The organism is Chitinophaga japonensis, assembly GCF_007830125.1.
Lineage (GTDB): Bacteria > Bacteroidota > Bacteroidia > Chitinophagales > Chitinophagaceae > Chitinophaga > Chitinophaga japonensis.
Genome location: NZ_VLLG01000004.1, coordinates 1,026,678 through 1,039,330, shown reverse-complemented (window position 1 = coordinate 1,039,330; position 12,653 = coordinate 1,026,678). Strand labels below are relative to the sequence as shown.

The 12,653-nt window shown below is 56.8% G+C and carries 6 protein-coding genes; all 6 read right to left on the bottom strand.

Features of this window, described 5'->3' with window-relative positions; genetic code table 11:
- Window positions 1–6: 6 nt before the first annotated feature.
- Window positions 7–1,815 (bottom strand): eCIS core domain-containing protein, encoded by a 1,809-nt coding sequence (locus tag LX66_RS21280; protein WP_145717296.1) that lies wholly within the window; start codon window positions 1,813–1,815, stop codon window positions 7–9.
- Window positions 1,816–1,833: 18 nt separating this feature from the next.
- Complete coding sequence (locus tag LX66_RS21275; protein WP_145717294.1) at window positions 1,834–4,050, bottom strand: vWA domain-containing protein; 2,217 nt, start codon at window positions 4,048–4,050, stop codon at window positions 1,834–1,836.
- A 93-nt stretch (window positions 4,051–4,143) separates the two neighbouring features.
- Window positions 4,144–6,525 carry a vWA domain-containing protein gene (locus tag LX66_RS21270; RefSeq protein ID WP_145717292.1) on the bottom strand — a complete coding sequence of 794 codons (2,382 nt, stop codon included), beginning with the start codon at window positions 6,523–6,525 and terminating at the stop codon, window positions 4,144–4,146.
- A 27-nt stretch (window positions 6,526–6,552) separates the two neighbouring features.
- Window positions 6,553–8,220, bottom strand: coding sequence for a contractile injection system tape measure protein (locus LX66_RS21265; protein ID WP_145717290.1), 1,668 nt, complete (start codon window positions 8,218–8,220; stop codon window positions 6,553–6,555).
- Between the two features lie 5 nt (window positions 8,221–8,225).
- Window positions 8,226–11,531, bottom strand: coding sequence for a hypothetical protein (locus tag LX66_RS21260; RefSeq protein ID WP_145717288.1), 3,306 nt, complete (start codon window positions 11,529–11,531; stop codon window positions 8,226–8,228).
- A gap of 30 nt (window positions 11,532–11,561) precedes the next feature.
- Window positions 11,562–12,653 carry a tail fiber domain-containing protein gene (locus LX66_RS21255; RefSeq protein ID WP_145717286.1) on the bottom strand — a complete coding sequence of 364 codons (1,092 nt, stop codon included), beginning with the start codon at window positions 12,651–12,653 and terminating at the stop codon, window positions 11,562–11,564.

Below are 12,653 nucleotides of genomic sequence, written 5' to 3'. Positions count from 1 at the left end.
TATCCGTTAGGGACAGGTAGGTATGGTTGCGGTGGCAGCAGCTACCGTAGTGCTGCCTGTAGCGCCTGCCTTAAAGGTGGTAAGCGTGCTGGCATCTGCCGCCAGGGTGTGCATCTGGAGCACATTGGTGAAAAGACGGAACGGACCTGCGCCTACCCGGTATTCGTAGGGGATTACCAGGAATATGCTCCCCGGTGTGAATGGTGGTGAGCCGCCACAATGCCCGGAGTATGCACAGTCGCCCAGTACGGACCGGGTGCCTTTACCCGCTACTACCACGTTGGTCAGGGCTTTGTCCGGACAAGGCCCCAACCCGGCCGGCGCGCAATGGCCGCCGCTGAAGGTATTGCAGGAATAAGCGCCGCCCGGCGGTATCGGGGTGCCTGTAACGTCCAGCTCACGGTACCGTACATTATTGAAGTTTACGGTGTCCGGTAGCAGGAACACATCCAGCAGTAAGCCCGAGTCCGGGAAGTTCTGCCGGTGTTTGACGTTTGAGCCCGTTGCACGTTCCATAAATACGCCGGTAGGGGCAATGATCCTGAACACAATGGAGGCTCCGCCTGCGGTGATGGTGACGGTTTGCGCCGTATCCGGGGCCGTGAATGTAACGGATGCGCCGGTAAGTGAAGAAAGTGAAGCCGGACCTGCACTGCTGTCCCAGAGCGTAAGAGGATCGCCGGAGGAATGTGTAAGCGTCACTTGTTCTCCGACCCCGATGTTGGTACGGGTGCGTAGTCCCGGTGAAGCGGCTACGGTCCTGCTGGAGATGGTCACCAGGTCAAGGGCCCCTGCGCGCATGGTGGCGTCGCCGGCAGCGCCCCGGGGGCCGGCCGCTTCCATCCGGCCTATTCTGGCCTGTGGAATGCCGCCGCGGGTGGTCAGCACATTTCTTACCGCATCGGCCCGTTTACAGGAAAGGCTCTGGTTGAATGCGAGGGGGCCTTCCATGCTGGCAACGCCCAGGATGTTAATGCCTGCAGTAGGACTGATGCCTGCCGCAAAGCCCAGGAGCCGGGCTTCTTCACCCGGCGCAAATTCATCACAGTTTATATTGAACAGGAAACGTGCGCCCAGCGGATCTTTGGGAACAAGGTTACAATCCGCGGGAACAGGCCCGATAGCGGTAGTGCCACAAGCTCTTTGCAGCATGCCGGAAGCGCCATGCCCGCCTTGTTGTATCACATGCGTCAGTTCATGCGCCAGCAGGTGCCTGCCCTCCGTTGCAGCAGGGGCATATTTCCCTTCATTAAAATAAATATCAGTGCCATGTGTAAAAGCCTGGGCGTTCAAATCGCGGCTGAGCTGTACCGCCTGCGCGCCGGTATGCACTTTTACCTGGCTGAAGTCTGCACCAAAACGGTTTTCCATCCATGTTCTTGTTTCCTGCTGCAGGGGCTGGCCGCCGCCTTTGCTGCTATACAGGGATGCCGCTACCTGGTCATGCACCGGCGGGCCTGCTTCCTTGCGTTGCACGGCATGTTCCTCTTCGTGCTCGCAGGCAGCGCATTTTTTTTGAATGACCGGTACTGTTGCATCCGCTTTCTTTTGCAGTTGCTCCTCCTGTTCACAGGCAGCACATTTTCGCTGCACCAGCCGGCTGATCCCGCTGGCTGCCAGTGGTGAAAAGAAGGGAGGCAGCCCCTGACTGCCAGGCATACGCATTACTTTGTCTGCCATGGCATCTGCCTCCTGCTCGTACATATCGCCGGGCTCGTTCACCGTGAGCTTAGGCTGTACCAGGGCAGGGGAGAAGAAGCTGCCTCCCTTGTTGTTGTTAGCAGCTATGTTTTCCTTTGTTCGTGCATGCTGCATAGTGTTCGTTTATTTTCTTTATTTGAAACCCAGATCGGCCAGCGTGCCTTCAAAGACCAGTTGCCCGGCAAGAGAGAGCCGGAAAGGCTGCTCTGGCTGCTGGCTGAGGGTAATGAAGTATATGCCGATGCCGGTATCTGTTATCTTCTTCACTGCAATGTCGCTGCCTTCCAGTTTTATTGCGTCCTTCCAGCCGGAACCAATGAACTTCCCGTTAGTGGCGCGGGGTATGAAAGTGAGCACTACATTGCCCAACAGGTCTTTTCCTGCTTTGGGCTTAGAGGCCTGCCGGTCTATTTCCGGGAAGTGTACGAAGAAGCTTTCCTGGTGCTGCCGCTGGATCTTTCCTAACTGTGGATGCGTGGCTGTAATGTTGAAGATGGCCTGGTAGGCGCCGGTTACTTTCAATCCGTTGTAAACACCTTTGTACGTGTTGTCAAACGGGTTAAATAAAAGCCGGATGGTTTGTTCCTTGCGCCTGATTTTGTTCCTGAAGCTCTTGTCCTTCAGCAGCAGGGCCATCTTTGCTGCAACAGCGGAAACGGTATCACCAGCCTGTACTACAAAGTCCGCATCATCGCGGGTTATCGCCTTTACGTTACTTTTGGCTACCAGGTCGTTTACGTCGTCGCCGGGCTGGATAATGGTCACGGTCACCTTTGCGTTCTTAACCGGTTTCCCCTGCACGGTGAGCTTGACGTTGGGACGCAACAGGTCGTTTACTTTAAATTCCTGGGCGCCCAGCGAGAAAACCGGTTTCACATTGCGGTCGTCTATCGCCACTATCATGGTAAAGGGCACGGCCGCCGTATCAGGAGTGCCAAGCGCGGGCACAATGGTCCATTTGCCATCCACCGCAACCTGGGTAGCCTGCGCAGCAGTTGCCGTTACGCCGGGCTTTATGGAGAAGGAGATGAAACCGGGACCGTTCACGATGTTGACGGCATCCTTCATGTCCACCCCGTTTCTTGTAATGGTCTTAAAGAAAGCCCCGTGCTGCGCGGGAGCTACCAGGGTAACTACCAGGGCGTCTATTCCTTTATTGACATCAAAGGATTGGGGGGCCGCCTGACCGGTGCCTGCGGCAAAGGAGCCTGCTATTCTTGCCCCGGACTGCACACCGAAAATATTCTTCAACTGTTCTATAAAGGCCAGTTGAAAAGCCTGCTCGTCTGCTTCATCCTCGCTTTCCAGCAATAGTGCCGTACCGCCGTTCTGTGCGGCAATATCGTTCATCAGCGCTTTGTTGGCGGTTGTGCTGCCCAGGCAGATGGTGTGTATCTGCAGCGGTTTTCCGCCCCGCAGCAATTGTCCGGAAACGGTTTGCACAGGGTTGGCGGCGTCCACCAGGTCGCCGGAATTCTGTTCTCCGTCGGAAAATACGATCATGGCCTTTGTATGCGGCAGGTCATCCGCTACCAGCAGATCGCGGCCGGCCAGTACGCCATCACCCAGGGCGGTGCCGCCGGAGGGCGTTTCCTGGGCCAGGGCATTGGGCAGTCCTGCAATCACTTCCGGCAGGGAGATCAGGTCCGGTGCATTGTAAGGCGCCTGGGGCGGGATCACGTTAGGAAAGGAGGCAAACATTCTCACGCCCAGGCGGTCTCCGGGTTTGGCAGAGGCCTGTAGCTGGTTGGCCATCACGGCTATGCCTGATTGAAGAAAATCCCAGCGGGTCTTTTTACCTGCCGCAGGAGGAAAGTTGCCTGCAATATCTGAGCCCATGCTGCCGGACCGGTCCAGTATCACGGCCAGGTCCACGGGATCGCGGTTAATGCTGACCCGGTAGGTGCGTCCTGCCGCGCTCCCGCTGCCATTGTCGGTGATCACGTTTATACGGAACTCAATAGCCCCGGCCGATTCGTTCGGCGTACCGCTGATAGTGGCGGTAGCGTCGCCTGAAGTGCCGGTAGTGGCGCCGGTGGGCAGTTTAATGTGCACGCCGCTGACTGTAAAGCCAACCAGCTCCCCGTTTTCCAGTTCTTCCTCGCTTCTGTTCGCCGGCAGGTTGGCAAAGCTCCACAATACCTGGCTGCTGGTACTGGGAGACAAGCCGATAGCTACAGGAGGGTTCACCGGGGTGCCTACCTGGAATGCAGGAAATTCAAAAAGGGGGTTATTGCCGGTAGGGATATCAATGGTTTGTGCCTGCAGGCATACGGGCAATAACAGGATCACCAGTAATGGAGTTAACAACAGTTTCAGTACAGTGAGGGAAAAAAAATTTGTTTTCATTTTCTTTAACTTGTTTGGATTTAAACATGCCGGGTTACCGGCCACCGTTTTATTGCCAGTAACCCGGTCATGGGAGGGTTAAATATTTAGTGTTTATTTCTTTTTTCTTTTGCCGAGCAATACCAGCACGCCAGCCAGCACCGCCAGTATCAGCCAGATGATCCAGCCGGGCAGCCCTATGCTGATCAGCCAGCATTTTACGCGCGTCAGGAAGCCTGCGTCGGGATCATTACAATCCTGGCTGCTGGTAAGTTTGGCGTCATAGGCCGGTTCGCCTGCAACGGATATTTTTACCGGTTCCTTTACCGTTCCTTTCATGTGGATCTCATAGCTGCCATCACCCTTGTCAACTACCCGCTCAATGGTCGCATCCGTATCATCTACGGTAATGGTGCTACCCCAGCCGGAGCCAATTAACCGGCCCTTGCTGGTTTGTGGCGTAAACGTGATAACGGAGTTGCCGGAAGAGGAAGTGCTGACAACGATGTTGGAGCTCTTGATGTCAATATCCGGGAACCGCACGTAAAAGCTTTCCTGGTGGAAACGCTGGATATTACCCAGCGCGGTATCTTTTCCGCTGATGTGGAATATAGCCTGGTACACGCCTGCTACATCCAGCCCGTTAAAAGTGGCGGTATAGGCATCCGCAGTTTTATCATATGCCAGTTGTATACTGCTTTGCTGGTTCATGACACGTTTTACAAAACTGCTGTCTTTCATTAAAGCGGAGAGCTTGGCCGCACCGGGTGTGCCCGGGTCGCCGGGCTGCTGGTCAAAATCTGTTTTAGACCGGGCCACCAGGTCGTTAATGTCATCGCCCGGTTTTACTATCCATACTTCCACCTTTGCATGATCCAGTGTTTTGCCAAGATGGCGCAGGGTGACCTTAGGCTGCATGGACTGTCCCACCTTGAAGCGCTGCGCACCCAGCGAATAGACGGGCTTTAACCCGTGATCATCCACTACTGCCATCAGCGCGTAGGGTACTGATTTGCCGGGATTGGCCCCCAGCGCTGCTCTTACCACCCATTCTCCTTCGGAGCTAAGGTTGGGCAGGCCAGGTACCGGGAATTTAATGGAGAAGGAGATGTAACCGGCGTCGGAGGTTCGCTTTACGTACTGGATCAGTTCCTGTCCGTCTTTCTTAATGGAAGTAAAGTGCGGCTCGTATCTCCTGCCAGGCCCCATCAATGTAACGATCAATGAGCTGGCGCCCTTGTTGACATGGAATGATCCTTCGGACACGGGATGGCCGGCCGGGGCCAGGGGGAAAACAGAGCTGTGGAAGTCTACCAGTTGGGGACTGCTGCCGCTCAGTATGTTCGTGATCTGCGTGGTGAACGCCATGGACATGAAATAGTTATTGATGTCCGTTACCGTACCGCTGATACCGTTATTGAGGAAAGAGCCGCCATTATTGGCCCCTATCTGCGCCATCATGTCGGGAGCAATGCCGCTGAAGCCCAGGTTCACGGTGTATATTTTGATCTCGTTAGGGGGCGTGCTTCTCAGCACTTCACCCAGCACGGTTTGCGTATACGCATTGGGCGCTGTTGTTTTCACCTGCTGATTGCCGGCATTCTGCTCCCCGTCCGAGAAAACGATCATGGCTTTGTTGTGATCGTTCGGCATGGCCGGCACCAACAGGTCCCTGCCGGCCAGCATGCCGTTGCCCAGCGGAGTATTGCCGAGGGGGCTTACCCCTGTCCACAGGCTGCCACCTGTATTTAATGCAGCCAGGTTGGCGGCATCCATCGGCACCAGTGTGCCTGCATTGAATGGTGCGCCGGGCACTACTACGCCATTATTGGTGGGATAGCTGCCAAACATTCTTACGGTGATCTGGTCGTCACTTTCCGCCAGCACCTCCAGGTGGTTCTTCATGATGCTAACGCCCTGCTGCAGCAGCTCCCAGCGGCTTTCGCCCGGGGGCGGCGAAAAGTCGGCGCCGTCCAGGGACCAGGCCATGCTGCCGGAACGATCCAGCACCAGCGCCAGGTCCAGCGGTTTACGCTGGATGTTGATCTGGTAATCGCGCTGGGCGGGCGTGCCGCCGCCGCTGTCTGTAACTATCCGTATCCTGAAATTGATGGGCAGGCCGGGCATGGTGGTAGGATCGCCCGTTCCGGAGATCTGCGCGGTGGCGGAACCTGCTGTGCCGGTGGTGGCGCCATTGGGCAGCTTGACAACAATGCCGTTTATTGTAAAACCGATCTCTTCCCCGTTTTCCATTACAGGGTCTGTTCTGCCTGCCGGTAAATTTTCAAAGGACCAGAGCACGTTGCTATGCGTATTGGGCGATAGCGAGATGTTAATGGTGCCAACGGATACATTGTGGGTGAAGTTGAATACATGCACTGCGTTAGGCCCGGGTATGTTTATATCCTGCGCCTTTACAAGCATGGGCAATAAGCCAAGGACTGCCGATAAGGTCAGCAGCCAGATCTTTTGGGGGATGTTCTTTAGTGTATTCATTGTATTGATATGATTGTTGTTCGTTTTTTAATGCCAGCTAACGTGCAGCAGGGTGCTCATCCAGGGCAGCTTTACTGTGGCAAAACCCCAGGGCAGGTGCGCCAGCAGCACGTCCTGCGCTTTTTGCTCCACCTGCAGCATATACCCGTTGCTTACCTCGGTAAGTTTGCCGGGCCTTTGCAGGAACCCTTCCTGCAGGCCCCCCGGTCCGGTGTTGCGCAATGCTTTCCAATGCCCTATTACCGCTTCCAGCAGCTCATGGCACGTGGCAAAGGCGCTGGCGGGCAGGGGCGGAGCCGCCTGTAAGGCCGTGCTGACCTCCAGCCCAGTCAGCAGCTTGGACAGCGTGAGTGCATATTCGGGTTGGCTTTCTTCCCCGTTCAGGAGCCAGCCCAGCAACTGCATGGCTTGCCAGGGCGCATGTGATGTGCACCAACCCCCGGGCTCCCATAAACCATTGCTGGTAAATAGTTCTGCGAGGAAAGGGTGCAGCAGCACCATGCCGGCATCAGGTACCTGCCAGTATGCTGCTTCACCGGCGTCTTCTTTGCTGCGCTGTGGCGGCAGGTCCTGCTTCGTGCTGTGCGCAGTCCGCCCGCCATTTGCAGCGGCCTGCATCTCCTGTTTGCCGGCAGCAGTATGGTTGCCGGCACTGGCAAGATCCCCGCCGCCCGCGGCAGGCACCGGGGGGCCTCCTGTGGCGGTTTCATTGGGGGCCGCCGCCGGTGTCGGGGCGTCAACCTGTTGCGGTTCCTCCAGGTATTCCGCCAGCGCGGCGGCATAAGCGGTAAACACAGGGGATGCCTGCTCCTGCCGGCAGGCTGCCAGCAGCGCCCTGCCTGCCTCCCGGAACAAGGCCCTGTTGTGGGCGGTCGTTTTTACCAGCAGCTCAGGCAGGTCCAGGCGGGGCGTGTTATGCCCGCCCGCGATGATCCAGCTTGTCCAGAACTGTTGATGGAAGAGGGGCAGGAGTTCTTCAAACTGCCGGAAGGCCTGTGCCAGCGGCGTCCATTGCGCCAGGGCATTATGGCCATCCAGGCGCAGGGCTTCCAGCAGTTCGCTTATCTGGCCTGGTGCAAACAGGTTCACCATTCTTATACGGGCGGCGGCCTGTTGCTGCAGCACCTGGCGAAGCGTGCTTTTTTCGCCTGTGGTCATCTCTCTGAGGTAGCCGGCAGTAAAGGCATCTGCCAGGGAACCGGAAGTTGCTGTGAACCACCAGGGCAGCGTGCCGGATTGCAGAAAGTGCAGCAGCGCCATATAAAGGGCTTGTGCTGTGCTGGCCACTATGGGCGCCTGCGTTGCCTCCCGGTCAGGCGCCGGGGCGGCCGGGCTATCACCTCGTGTCAGTGCAGGAGCGCTGCCAGGCGTATTGGGCGTATCGGCTGATTTCGTACCTACGGCGCTGTTATAGTGCTCCAGTAGCGCCTCCGACAAGCGGTGATCCAGGCGCCGCCGGGTTTCTTCTTCCAGGTTGCCCGGTAAAAGAATGCCGAGGTCTATTTCCAGCTTGTCTATAATGAAATGCCGGCCTTCCAGCGGCAGCGCCTCAAAACAGGATTCCACTACCGGCATGATCACTTTTTTCAGCAGCCGGCTGGCCTTCAGGTCCCATTCCAGTCCTGTTGTGCTGCTGCCGGCAGCATTTAACAGGAATACCTGTTTTTGAATGATATGTGAAGCAACCTGCTGCATATATACTAACTGTTCCTGGTGAATACTTCATTCAGCGTCTGTACCAATGCTGCTCTCAAGGGGCTAATGACGGCTGTGGCCGTTTCATCCGTAAACCAGGCTTCCAGCCATGCCTGGTATTGCTGTTCCACATTCTCGAAGCAGGGGTCTGCAGCGCCAACGGGCTGGCCCGGTTCCATGTGGTCTATCCATATGATCCTGGGCAGTACGTGCGCCGGGCAGGCTTTCCTGACCTGCTGGGTCACATATTTCCGGTACTCGGGGTCCATATTGCTGGTAGCATGGGTGGGCGCAGCCGGGCTGCCGGGCAGAGATACGTTGCTGGTATAGCCGGAGGGGAACAGGAAGCTTACCTGGAAAGCATAAGGATCCTGCATTCCAGGTATCGCCAGGTCTGTGTCGCCATCCTGGTAGGGATATAGCAGCGCATGCTCGATCATATAAAACCCTTCGAGGTTGTAGCGGCGGTATATATGGAACAATATGCGGTTCACTTCCTGCCGGGCCAGTTGCGGGGTGGCAAAAGTTTGCGGACTGCGTGCCAGTACATCGCCGCCGGCGTCTTTTAATACAGGTTGGTATTGGGAGGGAACCGGTTCGGCTATGTCATAGTGCTCAAACAGTATTCCCCTGTCTATCACCCGTTGAATGGCGGATTGCGCTTTTGCAACGGCGTCCGCATCCGCAGGCGCTGCGTAGTCTTTTTCGCTAACCAGCAATGTATCGCCGGCAAAGCCGGGCAGTTCCCACAGCCGGAAGCGTTTGTGGATATTGGCATCCGGCGGGGGATCATCAAATAGTTCAAAATATTCATCCAGGGGATGGTAGGTTAACTGCCGGCGTTCCTGCAGTACAAGGCCAAGCAGGTGATACAGGCGGCTTTCTATAGGCGCCAGCGTATGGCGCACCCACAGTTGCAGCATGGTTTGCACCAGCCCTGTAACTGCTGCCATGGCCGCCGGCGGGGAGGCAAAGGCGGCAACGCTTTCGGCAATCTCTGCATCGGCAGGGTTGCTGCCGGGTTGCTGTATGACCAGGCGGTATTGCATACCGGAGGAGGCCGCGCTGTAACTGCCGGCCACTGTAGCCAGCAAAAAAGTGGCTGCCGCCCGTTGACGGCATTCCGCCATGCCGGGCAGTGGTAATGGGGAGCGGAATAAGGGCGTACCGCTGACATCCAGGATGGTCCAGTGAAAGCCGTTTGCCACAGGCTGAATCACTACCAGGTCTTCCCGGCGTATGGCCGGGTTGCCGAAGGACTGGGCCCTGTCCCGGTTCAGCGCCGGCAGGGCATGGAGGAAAGCAGCCTTTTCACGTATCAGTTGCCGGGAGGCGATATTGCGTTCTGCCTGTTGTATACTCAGCAGGTCGGGCACCAGTTGGTTGTCGCCGGTGGCCATTTTTGCCGCCCTGCGGTAATTCAGTTCCGCCTTGTCGTACATATCTTCTCCCAGTACGGCCAGCAAATGGTTCAGCACACGGTTGCGACGGTTCAGGAAAGCCTCCTCCTGTTCGGTGGCCGCTTGCAGGGCCGTCATATACCCGCCGGGGGAGCCGAGCAAAGGCGCCACCTGGGACAGTTCATGCAGGGGATAGGAGAAAAGCGTTTGCGCCGGCTCCGGCCGGGCAGAGAAAAATGCGTTGAAGTTGGCCAACTGGCCCGCCACGCCGGCAGTCAACTGTTCCAGGAAGAACAGGTAGCCATTGAGCTGCAGCGCCTGTGCTTTTCGCCGGGCGCTGGCCGTGGCCGGCAACCCGGCTTCTCCCACGCCATATGCAAACGGCAGATCGTTCTGGAGGGGATAATATTCCGACACCGGGTAAACGTTGCCCGGCGTCACCGGGATATCAACAGGGCCGTCAACAGCCGGCGGCTGAGCGCTTTGCTTTTTATAGGTGAATAACTGCACCACGCGGTTAATGTCATAGCCGACCTCTATGCCGTTGCGCAGGCATATAATACGCGACTTTAACAGGCTGAGGCGGAGTATGTGCCGCTGGCTTTGCACCAGGTGCAGGCAGTTGCGCGCATTGATAGTGACCGGCAGGTTGTCCAGGTAATTGGCCAGGCTGACATTCCGCACGGCTGCTATGTTGCGCGAGCTGGTGTTTTCCTGTTGTATGACGTCGGTCCCGCTGCCGTCCCGCTGCTGCAGTATGATCCGCAGGATATCGGAGGTATACAGCACCTCCGCCTGCTGTGATGCAGTGAGTGCGGTATTGGACAGGAAGCCGGCATCCAGCAGGGGACCTTCGAAGATCTCTTCCGGGGACAACCGTTGCCGTAAAGTATCCAGGGATTCAAAAACAGGGTCCGGTGCTATGAAGCGGTCCAGGTGATAAAAGATGTCGGCCAGCAGATTTTCGGGGTTCACACCGGCATTTATTTCCAGGGTAGCCGAGATGGCAATTTCCTGCAGGCGCGCCGCATTGAATTCCGCGAAGTCCTCGCAGAGGTTACGGTAGTTACCAAGATAGCGCCGTACAATACGCATGTCGTTATAAGCGTCGCGTACACGGTGGTTGAACTGCCGCACCAAAGCAATTTCTTCCGGGGTGTCTGCCAGGTTGATCATTTTTGCTTTTACTGCCGGCAGGATCAGGGGAATTGCTGTTGCCGGATCCTGCAGGGGCGAAATGATCCTTACCACTACCAGTAATACGGCTTCCTGGTTGCCCGGCACCGGGGGTTGGGTGTAGGTCACCCTGAAGCGTGCAAACCAGGCGTTGCTGTCTTCAATGCTGTTCCACTCTACTCCATCAGCGGCTTCCAGCACAATATTCTGTAAAACCACCTCCTGCCGGAAGGGTTGGGCTACCGGCTCATCCCAGAAAGGAAAGCCCAGTTCGATCACATAGCCGGGCGCCAGCACTGTTGTGTTGAAAAGGTTGCTGTTCAGCGCTTCATTGGTCAGCTCCAGCAATACGCTGTACCTGCCTGCCGGTGCAGATAGCGAAGGGTATACCCAGGCATTGTGCACCAGCGGATGGCCGGCCAGTTGCTTACTGATATCATGAATGGTTACCGGGGCCGATGGCAGGATGCGCGCTGCTGTGAAAAAAGGTTGCTGGTAGCCGGAGGTGTCACTGGCTACCAGGTCCGCGATATCCATGCCCAGGCGCAGGCCCATTTCCGTTAGCGCATAACAGCCGGCTTCCAGGAGCGTGATGCCGGGATCGTGGAGGTTATGGTTGGTCCAGGAGCTGCCGGCAATGCGCTGCAGCAGTTGCAGGCCTTCCGTGCGGAGAAAGCTGAAATCCTGGCTCTTCATTTCCGGGGGCAGTGGAGATATTTGTGTTGTCTGGCTCATTGGGGTAACTTATGCTTACAATGCGGACGGCTATGCCTTCCTGGCTTTTGCTGATCTTTCGGGCTGCTTTTCTGCCTGCTTTTCCAATTGCTTCTCCAGCGCCTGCACGCGCCGGGTGAGCTCCTGCACGGCATTGATCAGCACGTAGGTGAAAGCGCTGCTGTCATAGGTCAGCATCCCATCCTCTTTGGAAGATGTTCCTTCACCGGTAGCCACGGTACCGGGTATACGCATCGTCGGGTCGGCCATTATCATATAAGGGAACAGGGGCTGCAGATCCTGGCCGATAATGCCAACATATTCCTTGTCCGTATCCTGGTTGAGCAGGCCGTTATAACGGAAACGGATCGGCCGCACCTGCATCAGCTTTTCAAGGCCGTCTTCAAAAGGCTGGATATCCTTTTTCAGGCGTACGTCGGAAGCGATGAGCCATGCTGAGGTGCCGGCATTTTTGAAAGCATCGCCGTTTACCTGCAGCGCGCCGTTGGCCGACAGCAGCGCGTTATTGCCGATCACCACCTGGCCGCTGGATATAACGCTTAAGCGCGGGGTGGTGCTGGTACCGCCCTGGGTCAGAAAAACCCCGCTGCCGGCAGGCGCATTCACATACACGTCGCCGCCACTGGTCTGGCGCAGCGCAAAACCGGTGTTGGAGCTGTGATTGTTATGGCTTACCTGCGCATCGGCGGCGGCGGTGCCGGTGCCGTTGCTGATAATAACGTTGCCGAACCTGGCGCGGTCAAAAGGCCCCAGGTTATTGCCCAGTTGCACATCCAGCTTAGTGGTGGGAGCATTGGGGCCAATAGCCACCCCTGCGCCTGTACCCGGGTCGTATCCCAGGCTGTTCCCGCTTCCAGCGGGGCCAAAGCCACCGCTGGCGATGTTGTTCCAGGTGCTGCCATTATGAAACTGCACGGTGCCGCTGTTAAAACGGAGGGTGCCGGCTTTGCCGGTGGTAACATCGCCCAGGTTGACGCCGGCCGGTAAATTGAGGTTCTTGCTGGTATCAAAGTCATCCGTTTTATTCACAAAGGATTCTATCAGGTCGCCAAAGTCAGCGCCGGATGGCCGTTCTCCGTCGCGGAATTCCTGTTTCAGATAGGCTTTACTACGTTCTGCCAT